17 protein-coding genes are annotated in these 18,561 nt (G+C 70.4%); 10 read left to right on the top strand and 7 right to left on the bottom strand.

From position 1 onward, the window contains the following. Positions 1-27 precede the first annotated feature (27 nt). From ACIA8K_RS14650 to ACIA8K_RS14630, 5 genes are all read left to right on the top strand, one after another. Positions 28-1,119 (top strand): hypothetical protein, encoded by a 1,092-nt coding sequence (locus tag ACIA8K_RS14650; protein WP_396058814.1) that lies wholly within the window; start codon positions 28-30, stop codon positions 1,117-1,119. 161 nt (positions 1,120-1,280) lie between these two features. Next, complete coding sequence (locus ACIA8K_RS14645) at positions 1,281-1,886, top strand: hypothetical protein (RefSeq protein ID WP_396058812.1); 606 nt, start codon at positions 1,281-1,283, stop codon at positions 1,884-1,886. Between the two features lie 2 nt (positions 1,887-1,888). Next, entirely contained in the window at positions 1,889-2,695 is an 807-nt protein-coding gene (locus ACIA8K_RS14640) for an SDR family NAD(P)-dependent oxidoreductase (RefSeq protein ID WP_396059234.1), read from the top strand. A gap of 297 nt (positions 2,696-2,992) precedes the next feature. Next, complete coding sequence (gene pyrE / locus ACIA8K_RS14635; RefSeq protein ID WP_396058810.1) at positions 2,993-3,532, top strand: orotate phosphoribosyltransferase; 540 nt, start codon at positions 2,993-2,995, stop codon at positions 3,530-3,532. 56 nt (positions 3,533-3,588) lie between these two features. Next, positions 3,589-3,966 carry an ArsR/SmtB family transcription factor gene (locus ACIA8K_RS14630; RefSeq protein WP_396058809.1) on the top strand — a complete coding sequence of 126 codons (378 nt, stop codon included), beginning with the start codon at positions 3,589-3,591 and terminating at the stop codon, positions 3,964-3,966. Between the two features lie 192 nt (positions 3,967-4,158). Here ACIA8K_RS14630 and ACIA8K_RS14625 read toward each other — a convergent pair whose 3' ends face one another. From ACIA8K_RS14625 to ACIA8K_RS14610, 4 genes are all read right to left on the bottom strand, one after another. Next, positions 4,159-5,070, bottom strand: a complete 912-nt coding sequence (locus ACIA8K_RS14625) for a DedA family protein (protein ID WP_396058808.1) — start codon at positions 5,068-5,070, stop codon at positions 4,159-4,161. Between the two features lie 141 nt (positions 5,071-5,211). Beyond that, positions 5,212-7,749 (bottom strand): polynucleotide kinase-phosphatase, encoded by a 2,538-nt coding sequence (locus ACIA8K_RS14620; RefSeq protein ID WP_396058807.1) that lies wholly within the window; start codon positions 7,747-7,749, stop codon positions 5,212-5,214. Beyond that, positions 7,746-9,149: a 3' terminal RNA ribose 2'-O-methyltransferase Hen1 gene (locus tag ACIA8K_RS14615; RefSeq protein WP_396058805.1), complete on the bottom strand. Its 1,404-nt coding sequence runs from the start codon at positions 9,147-9,149 to the stop codon at positions 7,746-7,748. Before ACIA8K_RS14615 ends, ACIA8K_RS14620 begins: the two co-directional genes overlap by 4 nt. A gap of 120 nt (positions 9,150-9,269) precedes the next feature. Beyond that, positions 9,270-10,877, bottom strand: a complete 1,608-nt coding sequence (locus ACIA8K_RS14610) for an LPXTG cell wall anchor domain-containing protein (protein ID WP_396058803.1) — start codon at positions 10,875-10,877, stop codon at positions 9,270-9,272. Between the two features lie 272 nt (positions 10,878-11,149). Here ACIA8K_RS14610 and ACIA8K_RS14605 point away from each other — a divergent pair, with 272 nt between their 5' ends. The 4 genes from ACIA8K_RS14605 (at position 11,150) to ACIA8K_RS14590 (ending at position 14,372) form a co-directional block, all read left to right on the top strand. Continuing rightward, on the top strand, positions 11,150-11,629 hold the full coding sequence (locus ACIA8K_RS14605) for a SigE family RNA polymerase sigma factor (RefSeq protein WP_396058801.1): 480 nt from the start codon (positions 11,150-11,152) through the stop codon (positions 11,627-11,629). A 5-nt stretch (positions 11,630-11,634) separates the two neighbouring features. Further along, positions 11,635-12,606, top strand: coding sequence for an LCP family protein (locus tag ACIA8K_RS14600; protein ID WP_396058799.1), 972 nt, complete (start codon positions 11,635-11,637; stop codon positions 12,604-12,606). Between the two features lie 124 nt (positions 12,607-12,730). Further along, the gene (fbaA, locus tag ACIA8K_RS14595; RefSeq protein ID WP_396058797.1) at positions 12,731-13,756 is read left to right on the top strand and encodes a class II fructose-bisphosphate aldolase; all 1,026 of its coding nucleotides are present in this window, start codon (positions 12,731-12,733) and stop codon (positions 13,754-13,756) included. Positions 13,757-13,853: 97 nt separating this feature from the next. Beyond that, positions 13,854-14,372, top strand: a complete 519-nt coding sequence (locus ACIA8K_RS14590; protein ID WP_396058795.1) for a hypothetical protein — start codon at positions 13,854-13,856, stop codon at positions 14,370-14,372. A 3-nt stretch (positions 14,373-14,375) separates the two neighbouring features. Here the strand turns inward: ACIA8K_RS14590 and ACIA8K_RS14585 are convergent, their stop codons facing one another. Both ACIA8K_RS14585 and ACIA8K_RS14580 read right to left on the bottom strand, forming a co-directional pair. Further along, positions 14,376-14,582, bottom strand: coding sequence for a hypothetical protein (locus ACIA8K_RS14585; RefSeq protein WP_396058793.1), 207 nt, complete (start codon positions 14,580-14,582; stop codon positions 14,376-14,378). Between the two features lie 238 nt (positions 14,583-14,820). Then, positions 14,821-16,017: an LOG family protein gene (locus ACIA8K_RS14580; RefSeq protein ID WP_396058791.1), complete on the bottom strand. Its 1,197-nt coding sequence runs from the start codon at positions 16,015-16,017 to the stop codon at positions 14,821-14,823. A 234-nt stretch (positions 16,018-16,251) separates the two neighbouring features. Between ACIA8K_RS14580 and ACIA8K_RS14575 the strand changes: the two genes are divergently transcribed. Beyond that, entirely contained in the window at positions 16,252-16,668 is a 417-nt protein-coding gene (locus ACIA8K_RS14575) for a DUF3151 domain-containing protein (protein ID WP_396058789.1), read from the top strand. A 43-nt stretch (positions 16,669-16,711) separates the two neighbouring features. Here ACIA8K_RS14575 and ACIA8K_RS14570 read toward each other — a convergent pair whose 3' ends face one another. Next, entirely contained in the window at positions 16,712-18,298 is a 1,587-nt protein-coding gene (locus ACIA8K_RS14570) for a chromosome partitioning protein (protein WP_396058787.1), read from the bottom strand. Between the last annotated feature and the right edge of the window lie 263 nt (positions 18,299-18,561).

Raw genomic sequence — 18,561 nt, 5'->3', positions numbered from 1 at the left:
AGTGCTTATCGAATAGAGGGGAGCGTCGTGTCGAATCCCTACAGTCAGGGCGTCCAGCCGGGTCCCAGCCGGCCGGGCGTCGTGACGGTGGCCGGATATCTGCTGTACGTGGTGGCCGTCGCGATGGTGGTCCAGTCGTTGACCTCGCTGGCGTCGGTCGGGCCGACCCGGGACGTCTACGCCCGCGCGTACCAGGGCACTGAGGCCTCGGGTCTGGAAGGCGTGCTGGTCGGCGCCATGATCTTCGGCGCGATCTTGAACCTGCTGGTCGCGGGCGGCTTCGTGGCCCTTGCGATCTTCAACAACCGGGGCAAGAACCCGTCGCGCATCACCACCTGGGTGATCGGCGGCATCTCCATCTGCTGCAGCGGCTTCGGGCTGCTCGGCAGCCTGGCCAGCGGCGCGCTGAACGGCATCGGCGGCGCGTCCTCCCAGCCGGGCATGCCGGACCCGGAGGAGCTGACCCGCCAACTCGAGGACGCGATCCCCGGCTGGACCACGCCGGTCAGCCTGACCGCAAGCGTGATCGGGCTGCTCTGCCTGATCGCGGTCGTGGTGCTGCTGTCGCTGCCGCCGGCGAACGACTACTTCCGCAAGCCGGTGTCCGCGTGGCAGCCGCCGGGCGCTCCCGGTTATCCGGGCTACCCGTCCGCCTACCCGCCGCCGAGCCAGGCCCCCTACCCGCCCCAACCGGCAACCCCAGACCCAGGCCACGGGGGTACGACTCCGCCGGGCTATCCGACGCCGGGCTATCCGACGCCGGGCTATCCGACGCCGGGTGGGGAAGCAGGTGGACAGCCGGGTCAGCCTGCCGGTACGCCGGCCGACTACCCGCCGCCGGGGCAGCCGAGCACCACCCCGCCGGGGTACGCGCCGCAGGACACCCCGCAGCCGTCGCCCTCCGACACCGCACCGCCGCCGCCGCCGTCGTCGCCCTCGTCGTCGTCGCCCTCGCCGTCGTCCGAGACTCAGTCGTCGTCGCCGTCCGAGACTCAGTCGTCGTCGCCCTCGCCGTCGTCTGACGCTCAGTCGTCGTCGTCTGACGCTCAGCGGCCGTCGCCGGAACCGCCGGCTGACCCGTCGCCGCAGCCGGGAAACGATTCCTCGCCGCGCTCCTAGGTTCCTCCTGGAAAACCCCGCCGTGCCGTGCGCCCGGCGGGGCTTTCTTTTGCGCGACCGGCGAGTAGGTTCGTGCCCGGGACACATCACTTCGAGGGGAACGCGTGATTGTTTCGGGATCGGCGACGCCAGCACCCGTCACGCGGCCGACGGGCACGGCGGTGACCGCCGCGACGCTGATGATCGTGATGGGCGTGGCCGGGATACTTGCGGCCGCGCTGCACCTGCTGTTGACCGTGGAAGGCCTGGGTGACTTCGCCCTTGAGGCGCGCCGGTTCGGTGGCGATCCCGCACTGACCGAGCGGTTCGAGGCAGGCATCCGTACCGCCGCGATCGCCGGTGTGGTGCTCTCCGCAGTGGCCGGCGTCCTGCTGGTCTCGCTGGCCGTGGGCGTGCGCAGCGGCCTGCGGGGCGCGCGCGTCGCCACCTGGGTGTTCTGCGCGCTGGGCCTCTGCGGTGGTCTGGGCAGCGCCGCCGCCGGCGTTCTACAGCGCGATTTCGACTCCGCCGATCCCGGTACGGCGGGCGTGCTGGCCGCCTCCGCGAACGTCTATCCGGGGTGGTGGGCCGCGGCCGGAATTGGGCTTGCCGTTGCGCAAGTGATTGGTTACTTTCTGGTAGCCGTTCTCCTGGCCGTCCGCGGGCGGGATGTTCCGGTAACCGCCGGGCCGCCGGTCACCCCGTTTCCGTATCCGTCCGTGCCCTTCGTGCCGCCCAACCCTGACCCCACCCGGTCGCCCTGGGCGCCGCCACCCCCGCCGAGGTGACCGTGCCAGACCAGCCGCCGCGCCGCGTCGCGCTGATCACCGGCGCCTCCGCCGGTCTCGGTGCCGCGTTCGCCAGGCATCTGGCCGCGCGGCGATGGGACCTGGTGCTTGTGGCGCGCGACGGCGAGCGGCTGGCGGCGGCAGCCCGGGAGCTGTCCGAGCGGCACGGCGTGGCGGTGAGCGTGATCGTGGCGGACCTGGCGACCGAGCCCGGCTGTGTCGCGGTGGAGGCCCGGCTGCGGGACACGGCGGCGCCTGTCGAACTTTTGGTGAACAACGCGGGAATCGGGCTGAACAAGGGATTCCTGAGATCCACGCTTGAGGACGAGACGCGCATTCTGCGTCTCAACGTGGAGGCCGTCATGCGCCTGACTTTCGCGGTTTTGCCGCAAATGACGGAAAGACGCTCGGGCGGTGTGATCAACGTCTCGTCAGTCGCCGGCTTCGGTGTCACCGCGCCCGGATCGACGTACACCGCGACAAAGGCCTATGTCATCAATTTCAGCGAGTCGGTCGGCCAGTCGGTACGGCGGCACGGCATTAACGTGCTCGCGCTCTGTCCGGGGTTCATGCGCACGGAGTTTCAGCAGCGGGCGGGCATCCCGACCGCCGGCTCGCCGGGCTGGATGTGGCTCGATGCCGACTCCGTCGTCGTCGCGGCCTTGTCTGACCTGCATAAAGGCCGCTACGTTAGCGTCCCGACGCTGCGCTACAAGGTCGCCGCGACCGCGCTGCGGTACACCCCGCACGCGCTCGTCCGCCGGTTCAGCGCGGCGGGTAACCGGGCCGTGGGGCGTCGGCCGCACTGACCACGGAGCGTTCGCGAGAGCGCGTAGATCGAGGAATCGCGTTCTATCAAATTTGCGCCTAGCGCGGTAGCGCCGACACGGTCTGTCCCGTTCGACGGTTGAAGCAAATATCTACCGTCATGGTTTCTTTGGGTGTCCGGTGAGTCACCCTCAGGCGACGATCGGCCTCGATGGGCTGGTCGGAGCGTTCACTCATGAGCGCTCCATCACGTCACTCACTCCCCCATCCAACCGATTTTTGCGCGCCGAGCCGGGTCGACCGTTCGCTTCTCAGCATTGAGCAGTACCCTCAACGCCATGGGTGACCGCGACGACCTGCGTAAATTCATCACTGACTTAGCCGTGGTGCACGGCAAGGTCGTGCTGTCGTCGGGGCAGGAAGCTGATTGGTATGTGGACCTGCGCCGCGTAACCCTGCACCACGCGGCGGCTCCCATCGTTGGGCGGGTGATGCGAGACCTCACGGCGGATTGGGATTTCGACGTGGTGGGTGGCTTGACCCTGGGCGCCGATCCGGTGGCCTTGGCGATGCTTCACGCCGCGACGGATTCAGATCGACCGCTCGATGCGTGTGTGGTCCGGAAGGCCGGTAAGGCTCACGGACTGCAACGGCGCATCGAAGGCGCGGATGTTGCCGGCCGGCGTGTACTCGCGGTCGAAGACACCTCCACCACAGGCGGCAGTGTGCTGCAGGCGGTAGAGGCGTTGCAGCAGGCCGGAGCCGAGGTAGTGGGTGTTGCGGTTATTGTTGATCGAGGGGCAGGCGAAGCGGTGCGGGCCGCCGGACTGTCCTATCGCGCGGCCTATACATTGGCCGACCTCGGCCTAACGGCCTAAAAGTTTACCGATTTGACCTGCGGATATGCAGGCGAATCGATGCTGTAGGTGGAAGGATGGATTTCGTGGGAACTGCGTTGGCCGAACTGACCATGCCTCAGATCTCGCCGCTTGCCGGTGAGCCGATTGAAAAAGCTGACGCCGAGCGTCTGGCTGGTGTCCTCAAGGCGCTTGCCGACCCGGCCCGACTTCGTCTTCTCAGCCTCATCCAGTCCGCTCCGGACGGAGAGGCCTGTGTCTGCGACCTGACCGCGCCGCTGGGCCTGTCCCAGCCGACGGTGAGCCACCACCTGCGGATCCTCACCGAGGCCGGCTTGCTGGAGCGGGAGAAGCGCGGCGTGTGGGCCTACTACCGGCTGGTGCCGGCGGCGATCGCCACGATCGCTGACCTGCTCACCCCGCCGCGTAAGCGGGCCACCAAGAAGACTCGCTGAGTCTGACGTTCTCTACCGCCGGGTGTGGCGGTCCGGCCCACCGGACCGTCGCGCCCGGCGTCATGGTCGTCGCGAACACGCGGGTGCGCGCCGTGGGGACGGTGCACCGGGTGTGACGGTCAGGACAAGCACAATGGCGCGGCCCCCTCGGGGACCGCGCCATTTTCCGTGTGTGCCGACCTCGGCAGAGACCTACCGGCGGTAGCCCTGGCCGTCGTCGTACCCCTGATTGCCCTGCTGGGGGGCGTTGTAGGCGCCGCTGCCGTAGACCTGGCCGGGCCGCTGGTCGGACACCGCGGGCATCTGCTGGGTGGCCGTCTCGACGACGTGCTCGACCGCCTCGACGATGTTCGCCCCGGCCTCGGCGATGCGGGCCTCGGCCTCGGCTGCGCGGGCGTGCGCCTCGGCCTCCTTGGCCTTGGCGCGGCGCTCCCGGAAGAACTCGAAGATCACCGGCAGGACCGAGATCAGGACGATCAGGACGATGACCGGAAGCAGGTAGTGGTCGATGTCCTCGGGGTCGATGACCTTGATGATCTGCGCCGCGAGCAGGTAGCCGGCCAGGATGATGCCGTCGGTCCAGAGGATCGCGCCGACCACGTTCCAGATGAAGAACTGGCGGGCGGGCATGCCGAGCATGCCGGCGACCGGGTTCAGGAAGGTGCGGACGATCGGGATGAAGCGGGCCAGCACCACGGCCTTGGCCGGGCCGTACTTGTTGAAGTAGAACTCCGCCTTCTCGACGTACTCCGTCCTGAACAGGCGGGACTCCGGGCGCTCGAACATCCGGCGCCCGTATCTCGCACCCAGCCAGTGGCCCAACTGGGCACCGACGATCGCGGCGATCGGCGCACCGATCAGCAGGCCCGGCAGCGAGAGCGAGACGCCCGCGCCGAAGATCTGCTCGGCGACCGTGGACGCTGCCACGCCCGCCAGGAAGAGCAGTGAGTCACCGGGGAAGAAGAAGCCGACCAGAAGTCCGGTTTCCGCAAAGAGAATGCCCCAGATACCAAACAGTCCGGCGGTGGTGATCAGATCCTTCGGATCGAGAGGGTTGATCGCCAAAGTGTCGACGATGAGGCGTGCGTTGTCGGCGTTGTCCACGGGGAGACAGGTTACCGCCTTCACGTATGCCGTCGAGACGCGAATCTGTTACAGAGCTGAGGGTCTCCTGAGAATATGCGTAAGAAAGCGCGACCGGCGGATGACCAGCCGCGCTTATCTCACCGTTGTGTGCCTTTCCAATTACAGACGGGGGTCGACGGGCTCGGACTCACAGGCCAGCACCGCGAAGACCAATTCGTGGATCCGCCACAGCGGTGCACCCTCGGCGACCCGGTCCAGCGCGCCCAGGCCGAGCGCGTGCTCCCGGGACGCCAGCCCGCGCTTGCGTCCCAGCGACCGACTCCGCAGCCGGTCCAGCGTCTCCGGCTCGGTGTACTCCGGGCCGTAGATGATCCGCAGGTACTCCCGGCCACGGCACTTGATGCCGGGCTGCACCAGGCGGCCCTTCGCGGACTTCGCCGCCAGGCCCTCGAACGGCTTCACCACCATGCCCTCGCCACCGGCCCCGGTCAGCGCCAGCCACCACTCGGTCGCCTCCGCCACCGCGGCCTCGTCGCCGAGATCCACGACACGCCGCCGGGTGGACGTGAACAGCTCCGGGTCGGCCGCGCAGAGCCGGTCCGCAAGCATCAGGTGCCAGCCGTGGTTGCGGCCCGCGAACGAGACACCGTCCGCCGCGAGCACCGCGAACGGCGCGAGCGTGATGCCGGTCAGCCCGTCGGTAGGTCGCACGTAACGGCGGTAGGCGTCCCGGTAGGCGGCAACGTCCGCGTTGCGGCGGGTCATCCGGTCCTGGAGCGCTGACACGTCCAGGCCGCGGCCGGCCGCGGTCGCCAGCATCGCCCGGACGGCCGGGAGTGCGGTGTTCGCGGCCGCGCCGACGCTCGCGTACTGCTCGCGGATCAGGCCGCCGGCCTTGGCGGACCAGGGCAGCAGCTCACAGTCGAGCAGCACCCAGCCGGTGGACAGCTCGTCCCACAGGCCGGCCGCCTCCGCCGCCGCACCGGCCCGGCCCAGCAGTTCCTCGGTGACCGCGGGGTCGTCGAAGAACGGCCGGCCGGTACGGGTCCAGACCGCACCACGCGAGACGCCGAACCGCTTGCCCGCCTCCGCGTCCCGGCACAGCAGCACCACGGCGCGGGAACCCATGTGCTTCTCCTCGCACACCACCTTCGCCACGCCGGCCGACCGGTAGTCCTCGAACGCCTGTGCCGGGTGCTCCAGGAAATCGCCGTCCGGCGCGGTCGAGCACGGCGCCATCGTCGGCGGCAGCCAGAGGAGCGCGCGGGGGTCCATCGCGTACCGGCTCATCACCTCAAGCGCGGCGGCCGAGTTCTCCGCGGCGACCGTGATCGTGCCGTACCCGGTCTCCAGGTGACGGCGGCCTGTCACGTCGGACAGCTCAAGCGCGTCCGCCGGGCGCTGCGCGCCGGGGAGCGTGTGCAGCGGGCGGACCGGCGCGTAGTGCACCGCCTCCGCCGGCACGCTCACCAGCTCCTTCTCCGGGTACCGCAGCGCGGTCAGCGAACCACCGAACACGGCCGCGGTGTCCAGGCAGATGGTGTTGTTGACCCACTCCGCCGCGAGCACCGGCGTGTGGCCGTAGGCGACCACGGCCTTGCCGCGGTAATCCTGCGCCCACGGGTAACGGACCGGCAGACCGTACTCGTCGGACTCGCCTGTGGTCTCGCCGTAGAGCGCGAACGAGCGCACCCGGCCGGAGGCACGACCGTGGTACGCCTCCTTCAGGCCCGCGTGCGCCACCACCAGACGCCCGCCGTCAAGCACGTAGTGGCTGATCAGCGAGTCGAGGAAGCGGGGCAGCCGGTCGGTGAGCTCACTCGGCGCGGCCTCCAGCTGCGCCATCGACTCGGCGAGACCGTGGGTGAGCTGCACATCCCGGCCGCGGAGCTTGCGGAGCAGTTTCGCCTCGTGGTTGCCGGACACGCACAGCGCGGTCCCGGCCTCGACCATGCCCATCACCAGGCGCAGCACGCCCGGCGTGTCCGGGCCGCGGTCCACCAGGTCACCGACGAACACGGCGGTACGCCCCCGAGGGTGGCTGGCGGACACCGCGTACCCGGCCGCGTCCCGGTGCACGTCCCAGCCGAGCGTGGTCAGCAGCGTCTCCAGCTCCGCACGGCAGCCGTGCACGTCGCCGACGATGTCGAACGGGCCGGTCAGCTCGCGGCGGTCGTTGAACAGCTTCTCGTAGCCGACAGTGGCCGCGTCGATCTCCTCCGGGCCGCGCAGCACGTGCACCTTCCGGAAGCCCTCGCGCTGCAGCCGGGGAAGCGACCGCCGTAGGTCGCGGCGCATGCGCACCAGCACCTGCCGGCCGAACGTGCGGTCCGCGCGGGCCTCGGTGCGCTCCCAGGCCAGCGTCTCCGGCACGTCAAGCACGATCGCGACCGGCAGCACGTCGTGCTCCTTCGCCACCGTGATCAGGTTGGCGCGCGCATGCTCCTGCAGGTTGGTGGCGTCGACAACTGTCAGCCGGCCGCGGGCCAGGCGCTTGCCGGCCACATAGTGCAGCGCGTCGAACGCGTCGGTCGAGGCGGTCTGGTCGTTCTCGTCGTCCGCGATCAGGCCGCGGAACGAGTCGGAGGAGAGCACCTGGGTCGGCGCGAAGTGCCGCCGGGCGAAGGTCGACTTGCCGGAACCGGAGATGCCGACCAGCGCGACCAGGGAGAGGTCGGGGATGAGCAGCTCGGTCATGCGGGCACCTCACGAGTGAAGACGGCGAACTGGGTGGGCGTGCCGGTCTCCGGGTCCTGCTCGCCGATGCCGTGCAGGCGCACGGTGTACCCGTAGAACTCGGCGACGCGGGTGGACCACGCGGTGAACTCCGCGCGCGTCCACTCGAAGCGGTGGTCGTGATGACGCAGACCCTCGAGCTCGTAGTGCACGTTGTACTCGGAGTTGGGCGTGGTCACCAGCACGGAGATCGGCGCGGCGTGGCCGAAGACCGCGTCCTCGAGCGCGGCCAGCCGAGGCGGGTCGACGTGCTCGATCACCTCCATCAGCACGGCCGCGTCGAAGCCGCGCAGCCGGTCGTCGCGGTAGGTGAGCGCGGTCTGCCACAGCTTGATCCGGTCCCGCTGCCGCTCCGGGAGCCGGTCCAGCCGCAGCCGGCGCTCCGCGATCTCAAGCGACCGGGAGGACACGTCCGCGCCGACGATCTCGGTGAACCGGCGGTCGCGGACCAGGTCGGACAGGAGCGCGCCGGAGCCGCAGCCGAGGTCCAGCACGCGGGCCGCACCCAGCTCGCGCAGCACGGCAAGCAGGCTCTCCCGCCGCTGCACGGCGAGCGGCTGGCGCGCCTCCACCTCCGGCGTCTCGATGGTGTCCGGGTCGGCGACCTCGTCCAGCTCGTCCAGCCGGCGGCGCTCCTCGGCGAGCCGGGCCAGCGCCGTGCCGGCCAGCGCCCGGCGGTGCGCCAGGAAGCGGCGGGTGATCAGCGTGCGCTCCGGGTGGCCGGCCAGCCAGCCCTCACCGGCCCGGATCAGCTTGTCGATCTCGTCCGGCGCGATCCAGTAGTGCTTCGCGTCGTCAAGCACCGGGAGCAGCACGTAGAGGTGGTTGAGCGCGTCGGCGAGCCGGAGCGTGCCGGTGAGTCGCAGCTCCACATAACGGCTGTCGCCCCAGTCGTCGTCAAGCGGGATCGGTGCCGCGGACGTGGCCCAGCCGAGCGGGTCGAACAGGCGCGGGGCCAGCTCGGCGCCGCCCCGGCACCGCAGCACCGGCACCGCGATCTCAAGTGGGATCGGGGTGGCGGCCAGCTCCGGCCGGTCTTTCGAGGCGCCGCGCAGCGCGCTGCGGAAGATCCGCCCGAGCGCGGAGGCGAGCATGCTCGACGCCGCGTACGGCCGATCGTTGACGAACTGCCCGAGCCCGGCCGACTCCGGTGCCTTGGCGCGGTGGCGGGCCGAGCTGAGCGTGTGCGGATCGATGTCAAGCAGCAGCGCCGCGGTGCAGCGCTGCTCGGTCGCCTCGGGATACATCACGTACGCCAGACCGGCGGGCATCTCGAACTGATGCACCCGGTCAGGATGCTTGACGAGGAGAAACCCGAGATCGGTGGCGGGCGTATGCGTGGTCGAGACGGTCATCAGCACCCGGCCATCGTCTCAGCCGACTGTGCGAATCTCCCTCGATTTTCGGCGTCACGGGCCTGATCGGTCACGCAACGGCGCCCCGCCTGCCGTGCGGGCAGACGGGGCGCCGAGCAAGCGGTATTACGCGACGAACGAGGTCCGCCGGCGACGCGCCAGCAGGAACGCGCCCGCGCCCAGCACCAGCAGCACCGCGCCGGCGGTCCCGATCAGGCCGGCCTGCACCCCGGTGACGGGCAGCGTGCCGCCCCCACCGGTGCCGCCGCCCTGGCCGCCCTCGCCGCCCTCGCCGCCGGGCAGCGGCAGCGTGCCGTCGCCGTTGACCAGGATGTACGCGACGTCGTTCTTCGCGTTGGTGTCGCCGGAGCGGGTGTCCACCAGGGCCTTGTCGTTCGCGATGACCGAGCCGGTGGCGTTTGTCTTCTTCTCGTCGATGTGGAACGTGAAGTCAAAGAGCGCCTGCTGGCCCGGCGTGAAGACGGTGCCGGTGTAGCAGAAGTAGTCGGTGCCGCCGGGGGTGTTGCCCTCCCAGCTTTCCGAGTTCGTGACGTTGTTGCAGTCCTCGTCGACCTCAGTCACCGTCGTGCCGGCCGGGACCGTGACCCGGACCGCGGTGGCGGAGAAGCCGCCCATGCTGCCGTCGAGCATCGCCGGGCCGTTGTTCTTGATGCCGACCTGCGCCGTGGCCGACTCGCCGGCCGCACCGTCGAACCCAGTTCCGATCGCCTCCAGGTCCGCGCTGTTCTGGCCGGTGACCGAGATCTCGAACATGCCGGTGTTGTCGCTCGGATCCGTGTCCACCTGCGCGCCGCGTGCGGCGACCGACGACTCGTTCAGCGGGAGCGCGGCGCCGGTGCCCTTCGCGAAGGTGATGCCGGCGAACTTCTGCCACGACGTCAGGTCGAGGTACTCGGCCGGCGTCATCCACTGGTAGAAGCCGTACTGCGTGCTCGGCGCGAACACCTGGGCGCTCAGCTCCATGCCCAGCTCGGCCCGGTACGTGCTGCCAGGCGCGATGTCGTCGTCGAACTCGCAGTACGTCTGCAGAAAGCCGCCGCTGCTCTTCATGTACTGGCAGTTGCCGTACTGGGAGAGGCCCAGGCCGGGCTCACCGCTGACCCAGAGCACGACGCCCTCGGCCGTCCTCTCGCCGAGGTTGCGGACACCGGCCGAGACGGAAACGGTGCTGCCCGGAGCACCGGTGCCGGTGAGAGTTTGGGTCGCAGTCGCGAGGTTCACCCCATCGCCGATCGTGACCTTGCTGGTGGCAGTGTGCGTGGCGCCGGCCGCGGTCACTGTCGTCTTGAGCGTGCCGGCCGCGCCGGCGGACACGCCGCCGGTGGGGGTGATCGTCACGTCGATGATGCTGCGGCCGCCCTCGTCGAACTCGGCCGGGAACTCATTGCGCCAGACACAGGTGATGAGCGCGCCCGCCGGAGTGCAGATCCAGTCCTGCCAGAATTCACCCTCCTGCGGCTCGATTCGCGCTACGCCCGCCACACCCGTGGTGTCGAAGACGATCGTGACATCGGCCGTGGAGGCCGGGTCGGCCGCGTAGAGGGCGAGTGACCGGGTGACCCCGGGAGACCCGGCGGCGACTGTCACGTCGTCGAAGAAGGTGCTCAGGCCGATCTCGGCGGCCTGAGCGGGGGTGCCGGAGACGGTAACCGCGCCTGCGGTCACCACCGCACCCAGCCCGGCCAGTAGACGCCGGGCGACAAGCAGCTTCACGAAGATCCTCCCGTGGTCGCGAATGCGAGCGGATCTTATGATTAACGATCTCTGGGTCGCGACCCCAAACTGAGAAAACCCTGGGAGTCTGGCCGAACGGATGAGTGCCGCCCTGTGGACAACCCGGCTGTGGATAACCCGCAGCCCTGTGGATAACTCTGGGGATAACCACAAAACCGCAGCTCAGGCCCGGTGGATAACTTTTTGCGATCGCGCGCAATGATGTGAGGGCCGCTCGCCGTCATCTAGGGGAGAGCACTCGGAGGTGCCCCTTGGACTATGCGGAGTTCGCCGACTCGCGGCTGGCTGCGCTGTCTCGGTACGCGGTGATGCTGACCGGAGATCCGCACCTGGCACAGGACCTGGTGCAGGAGACGATGGTCCGGGTCCAGCTGAACTGGCGCCGCGTGTCGAAAGCCGACTCGCCGGACCGTTACGTGCGGCGCATGCTGACCAACCAGTACTTCGACTGGCGCCGCGGCTCCTGGCTGAGGCGCGTCCTGCTGCGTGCCGAGCCGGACGAGGGCATCGCGGCGACCGTCGATCATGCCGAGGCCACCGCTGACCGCGACCAGATCTGGGCCTGGCTGTCGCGCCTGCCCCGGCGGCAGCGGGCCGCGCTGGTACTGCGCTTCTACGAGGACCTGCCGGACGCGGAGATCGCCGAGATCCTCGGCTGCGCGGTCGGCACGGTCCGGGCGTCGATCTCACGCGCGCTCGCCACCCTCCGGGCACAGTTGGTGGAGGTCTAGGAAAGATGATCGAGAACGAACTGCGGGAGACGTTCGCCCGCCACGAGCACCTCGTGCCGGACCAGGGTCCGCTGCGCCAGGCCATCGACGTCACCACCGGACGCCGCCGCCGTCGCCGGCTGATCAGCAGGTCGGTCGGCGCCGCGCTCGCGGTCACCGCAGTGCTGGCCGTGCCCGCGTTCCTCCGGGGGACCGACGGCACGGCCGCCCCCGCGGTGGAGGTCGCCTCGTCGGTGTCGCCGCCGCCGGTGGTGGCCGCCGAGGCCCGCCCGCTCAACGTGCTGGTGATCGGCACGGACGCAGGCCGCGCGGACACCGTGGTCATCGCGCACGTGACGGCCGCCCGGGACGCGGTCTACCTGGTCTCGCTGCCGCGCGACGGCCATGTGGTCGTACCGCATTACAGCGCCGGTGAGAAGTTGAGCGTCGCGTTCGAGGTGGGCGGCGCCGACATGATGCGCAGTACGGTGCGGGAACTGACCGGGCTCACGTTCGACGGCACCGTCACCGTCAGCTACCAGGCGGTCGAGGCGCTTACCGACCGGGTCGGGGGTGTCGAGCTCTGCCTCGACACGGGGTGCTCCCGGCTCGGCGGCGCGGACGCGACAGGCCTGCTCCGCGCGCGGCACACCGTGCCGGACGGCGCCGCCAACCCGGACCGCCCGGCCCAGCGGTATCTCAGCGCGCTCGCGGCGAAGGCGGCGGACGCCGGTCTGCTCAGCCTGATCGACATCGCGGGCAGCGGCATCAGCCTGGACCAGGACGGGCTCGCGCTGCTTGCCGAGGCCGGCGACCTCGACCTGGCCGGCGAGCCGGTCATCGGGATCGGCGCGCCCCGCTACTCGGAGATCCCGTTCGACGACGGGGACCTCCGGGAGCAGGTCTACCCGGCAACCGCGGACCAGCTCTTCGCGGCGATCGCCGGTGATTCGCTCGCCGAGTTCGTCGCCGCCCACCCGGATCACGTGACCGGATAGCGTCTGGTGGTAACTCCAGGGCGATGTTTCCGACACATGAGGCGTACGGGATACTGCCCGCGAAGGACAACGCGGTCCCGCAGGGGGTTCCTGGACCCAGCGCACTGATCAAGGAGTTGCTCCGATGCCAATCGCTTCCCCAGAGGTCTACGCCGAGATGCTCGACCGCGCCAAGGCCGGCGCGTTCGCGTACCCCGCGATCAACGTGACGTCGTCCCAGACGCTGAACGCGGCGCTTCAGGGCTTCGCGGAGGCGGGCAGCGACGGCATCGTCCAGATCTCGACCGGCGGCGCCGAGTACGCCTCCGGCCCGACCGTGAAGAACATGATCACGGGTGCGGTGGCGCTGGCCGAGTACGCCACCGAGGTCGCCAAGAACTACCCGATCAACATCGCGCTGCACACCGACCACTGCCCGAAGAACAAGCTTGACGCGTACGTCCGCCCGCTGCTCGCGATCTCCAAGGACCGCGTCGCGAACGGCCGTGCCCCGCTGTTCCAGTCCCACATGTGGGACGGCTCCGCCGTGCCGGTCGACGAGAACCTGCAGATCGCCGAGGAGCTGCTGGCGCTCTCCGCGGCCGCGCACATCATCCTCGAGATCGAGGTCGGCGTGGTCGGTGGCGAGGAGGACGGCGTCTCCGCCGCGATCGACGACAAGCTCTACTCCACGGTTGAGGACGGCCTGGCCACCGCGGCCGCGCTCGGCCTGGGCGAGAAGGGCCGCTACATGACGGCCCTGACCTTCGGCAACGTGCACGGCGTCTACAAGCCGGGCAACGTCAAGCTCCGCCCGGAGATCCTCAAGGAGATCCAGGAGGCGGTCGGCGCCAAGTACGGCAAGGACAAGCCGTTCGACCTGGTCTTCCACGGCGGTTCCGGCTCGCTGCTCTCCGAGATCCACGGCGCGCTTGACTACGGCGTGGTCAAGATGAACATCGACACCGACACGCAGTACGCGTTCACCCGCCCGGTGGTCGACCACATCCTGAAGAACTACGACGGTGTGCTGAAGATCGACGGCGAGGTCGGCAACAAGAAGGCGTACGACCCCCGCGCCTGGGGCAAGCTCGCCGAGAACGGCCTGGCCAAGCGCGTTGTCGAGGCCTGCGAGCACCTCCGCTCGACCGGCACCACGCTGAACAAGTAATCCTTTAGTTCCGTTTTCGACGCGGCCGGTCCCCACAGCGGGACCGGCCGTTCGTCGTCTGGTTACGATCTACGAACTCTGAACGGGGGGCGCGGGCATGCTCGGCATCGACGGATACGAGCCGGAGTTCCAGTACAGCTCGCGCGCCCTCGCCGCCGCGCACCGCGCCCGTTTCACCCGCGTCCTCGACCGGCCGCTCGACGACGTCTGGCTGATGTGGGACCTGGAGACCGGCACCTGGTTCGCCGGCGGCCCGGTCATCCTCGGCTTCGGCGACCTCAACGTGGAGATCACCCACCGCAAGTTCGACGAGTGCGCGATCACCTGGGGCCAGGTCGACATGAGCGCGCCGCTGGACTGGCCCGGCATCCGCCTCGACTGGCGGTCCGGCCTCCACCCGTCCCTGACCGGCCTGCGCGGCCGCCACCTGCGCGAGGTCAACGTGATCGAGCGGATCATGCCGTCGCACTGGCGCCCGCGCGTGCTGCACGCAGTCGAGCTGGTCCTGGACGACGTGCGCCTCTCGATCTACAACGCGCTCGACGAGAACGGCCTCTCCACCGCTGACGAGGTCAACCTGCCGATCGGCTTCTGGCACCGCATCCCGATCGTCTGACACTCAGTCCCCGCCGCCACCCCCACCACCGTCGCTGCCGCCACCGTCCACACCGTCTCCATTGTCCCCACTGTCGCCACCGAAGACGAAGCCGCCGCTCCGCCGCCCGCTCCCGCTCGTCGTGCGCCCCCGCCGACTCGCCAGCAGCACGAGCAGCAACAGGCCTGCGAGCCCCACCAGGAAGACCTCCATGACCGTAGTCTCGACCATCGGGTCGAACCACGCAGCGCGGGGAGATCGCGGCGAGAAGGCCACAAAAACAGATCATCAAGCAGATTTTCCCGCTCCCGCGGTGGTGCGGCCCGCATGCTCCCGCGGGCTTCCTGTCCCGCCGCTGGTCACCCCGCAACCACGTGGGTGGATCTGGACGTGACCGGCGGCGGAACGAGAGCCCGCGGGAGCGTGCGGGCGGTGAGTCCGGCGAAAGTGGGTAGATCCGGCTCTGGATCTAGGGTTTCGGTTTCGTCAGGATCGCCACTGCCTCGTGGACGTCGTCGGTGAGGTGGATGGTGCCGGTGAGGTCGCCGTGTGGGGACTGGGCGAAGAGCGGGTCAAGGAGCGTGCGGACCGGGAGCGTGCCGGTCCAGAACGCGGAGTCGAGGAAGACGTAGGCGCCGCTCGGGCCGTCGGTGCCGTAGAAGGTCTTGGTCGCGGCCTGGAACACCTCCTGGACCGTGCCGGCGCGGCCGGGCGCGAAGACCAGGCCGCCGCGGCACAGACGGAGGATCGTGTCCTCGCGGATCGCATTGCTGAAGTACTTCGCGACCCGGCCGGCAAAGAGGTTGGCCGGCTCGTGGCCGTAGAGCCAGGTGGGTACGGACAGGCCGCCGCGGCGGGCCCAGGCGGTCGGCGACGCGTCAGGTGCGGGGGCGAACTTCGCCCGGACCGTGAGCGCGGCCTCGGTGAACGGGCGGTGGTCCATGAAGTCCGGTGCGGCGGCCAGCATGTCGACGGCCTCGGCCAGCTCCTCCTCGGACCGGTCGGCGAGGTAGGCGCCGAGGTTGGCCGCCTCCATCACGCCGGGACCACCGCCGGTGACGACCAGACGGTCGCGCCGGGCGAGCGAGCGGCCGAGCGTGGCGGCCAGCCGGTACGCGTCCGAGCCGCGCGCCACCGCGTGCCCGCCCATCACGCCGACCACCGAGGCGGGACCGTGTGCGGCAAGCCAGGCGTGGGTGGCGTAGGCGAGCGCGTTGTCGATGCCGTGGTCGTGCAGGCGCTGGGCGAGCGCCTCGCGGACCGCCGGGACCGCGCCGCCGTTCTCGCGGAAGTGCCGGTAGACGACCGTGTCGTACATGCCGTCGAAGCCGTGCTCCGCGAACCCGCCGGAGATCTCCTCCGCCGTGTAGAGCCGGGCCGGATGCGTCGGGTACGGGATCGAGGTGAGCGACGGCACCACCGACGCGCCACGTCGGACCAGGTCCGCGACCACCTCGGCGGACGCGAACGAGCAGCCCAGGAAGTGGGCGCCGGTCAGCTCCACACCGGACAGATCCGGCGGATCCTGGTCGAGCTGCAGACCGAGGACGGCGAGACCGGCAAGCGTTCCGGCGGCGAGATGGCGGTCCAACTCGGCCCGCGACTCCACCTCCGACGCGGTGTGGTCGTTGTGTTCGAGGACGTCGCGGGGCGGGGGAGTCGGCACCGCTCAAGTCTGCCGCATGGCCGCCACCAGGGTGAGAGCCCGGCGGGGTGAGCGCCGGGCTCTCGACTTTCCGGTTCCTGGGGAGGCTCCGGACCTCTGTTTGTAGTCGACCGGCGGGTTCGCGGACACCGGCCGGTCGCGTCGTGGTGCGCGCCGCACGCGTGACCAAACACTCAGCCGTTCGGCCAGGCCCGGCGCGGTGGGCTGCCGTACCGGCCGGGGTTGAATGAACGCATGCAGAATCTGATGCCACAGCCACCGGCCACGCTGCTGCCCGCCGACCCGGCCGCGGACGTGCTGGCCACGGCCGACAACGACGAGGGGTACGCCGAGGCGGCGGCACGCTTCCCGACCAGCAGCGCGGCCTGGGCGGCGCTTGCCAAGCGCGCGATCGACGGCGGCCAGACCGTCGCGGGCTACGCCTATGCCCGGACCGGCTACCACCGGGGCCTGGACGCGTTGCGCCGCAACGGCTGGAAGGGCCACGGCCCGGTGCCGTGGTCGCACGAGCCGAACCGTGGCTTCCTGGGCTGCCTGCACGAGCTCGCCCGCGCGGCCGACGCGATCGGTGAGTCGGACGAGGCGGCCCGCTGCGCCCAGTTCCTCCGCGACTGCGACCCGGTCGCGGCGGACGCGCTCGCCGGAGCCTGATCGATAAGCGCTGGTCCGGGGTGAGCCCCGGACCAGCGCTCACCTACAGCCCCTCGGCCACCGAGGCGGCGATCTTCAGCCACGCGTCGCGGGTGGCGGCGGAGAGCGCGCCGTAGCGCAGCGGCTCGCCGGTGTCCACCGACCGCTCGTACGGCGCGGTGAGCACCACCCGGGTCCGCGCCGCGAAGTGCCGGATGATCGCGTCCGTGTCCAGGTCGCGCTTGGTGGACGGCATCGAGACGATCGTCACCGCCTGCCGGACCAGCCGCTGCCGCCCGGTCTGCTCCAGGTGGTCGAGCATCCGGGCCGCGGTCTCCGCCGAGTCGTTACGCGCCGACATGGTGACCACGAGCTGGTCGGTGGCGTCGATCGCCGCCTGCCAGTTCTGCGCACGCACGTTGTTACCGGTGTCCACGAAGATCAGCTTGTAGAACCGGCTGACCACGTCCCTGATCTCGGCGAACGCGTCAGCGGTGAGGATCTCACCCGCGGTCGCCGACTCGTCGGACGCGAGCACGTCAAACATGCCCTCGCCCTGCGCGCGTACGTACTGCGACAGATCGCCGACCCGGCCGCTCGCACCCTGGAAACTGACCAGATCACGAAGCAGATCCCGCACGGTACGCGCGTGGAAGTCCTGCTGCGCGCGCATGCCCAGGGTGCCCTGCGTCTCGTTGTTGTCCCAGGCCAGCACGTATCCGCCGCGACGCTGACCGAACGTCATCGCGAGCAGCAGCACGGCTATCGTCTTGCCCGCGCCGCCCTTCGGATTGACGATCGTGACCTGACGCAGGCCGCCGAAGTTCCGGCGTACCGTGTCGATGTCCTTCTTGATCTCCTGCTCACGCCGCCCCGGCCCCAGCTTGACCACGCCGAACGTGGCGTTCCGGAGGATCGCCCGGCCGCCCATGGTGGCGATCGGATCGGCCGGCTTCATGGTCCGGCGGCGCGCGAAGTCGTCAGCGGTCGGCGTCGGCTCGTGCGCGTCCGGCTCCCACCCGGTGTCCGGCATCGGCTGCTGCTGGCCCTCGTGCGGCGGGTAGGGAACCGGCGCGTAGGGGTTCTGCTGCTGGTAGTCGGGCTGCGGCTGCCAGGACGGCCCCTGCTGCGCCTGGTCCGGTCCCGGATAGGGCGGGCGATCGAGCGTCGGCGGCCGCGGGAAGTCCCGGGGCGCGGGCTGATCCGGCTGCGGCGGCTGCTGATCCTGCGGACCCGGGCCGGGCTGAGGACCAGGACCAGGGCCAGGGCCCGGGGGTACGGGCGGCGCCGGGTGCTCCTGGTGGACCAGCGGCGGCAACGGCGGCTGGGGTCCCGGACCGGGCGGCACGGGACCGGGGATCGGCCCCTGCTGGTGCTGGGGCTGCGGGTACTGCGGCATCGGGCCGGGGTAGGCCGGTCCCGGACCCGGGTACGGACCGGGCTGCTGCTGCGGACCCGGGTACTGCGGGTTCTGGTGCGGATAGTCCGGATTCGTGGGGCCGGTGTAGGGCTGCTGCGGTCCGGGATACTGCGGGCCGGGGTTGGGCTGCATCGGGCCGGGCTGCATCGGGCCGGGGCCGGGGCCGGGCTGCATCGGGCCGGGTGGCATCGGGCCGGGGCCGGGATAGGACGGGCCGGGGCCGGGCGGCACGGGGCCAGGCCCGGGCGGAACCGGCACGGAGACGCGGCCCTGCGAGCGCTGATCGGGCCCAGGCGGCATCGGCCCCGGTATCGGCCCAGGCTGCATCGGCCCAGGCTGCATCGGCCCAGGCTGCATCGGCCCAGGCTGCATTGGTCCCGGGTGCGGCCCGGGCGGTCCCGGTTGTGGTCCCGGGTAGGGGTTGGGACCGGGCGGTCCCGGTTGCGGACCCGGGTAAGGGGCAGGCTGCGGACCCGGGTAGGGGCCAGGCTGAT

Origin of the sequence: Catenuloplanes sp. NPDC051500, assembly GCF_044454585.1 — a bacterium.
Classification (GTDB): Bacteria; Actinomycetota; Actinomycetes; order Mycobacteriales; family Micromonosporaceae; genus Catenuloplanes.
This window is presented reverse-complemented; position numbering and strand designations above follow the sequence as displayed.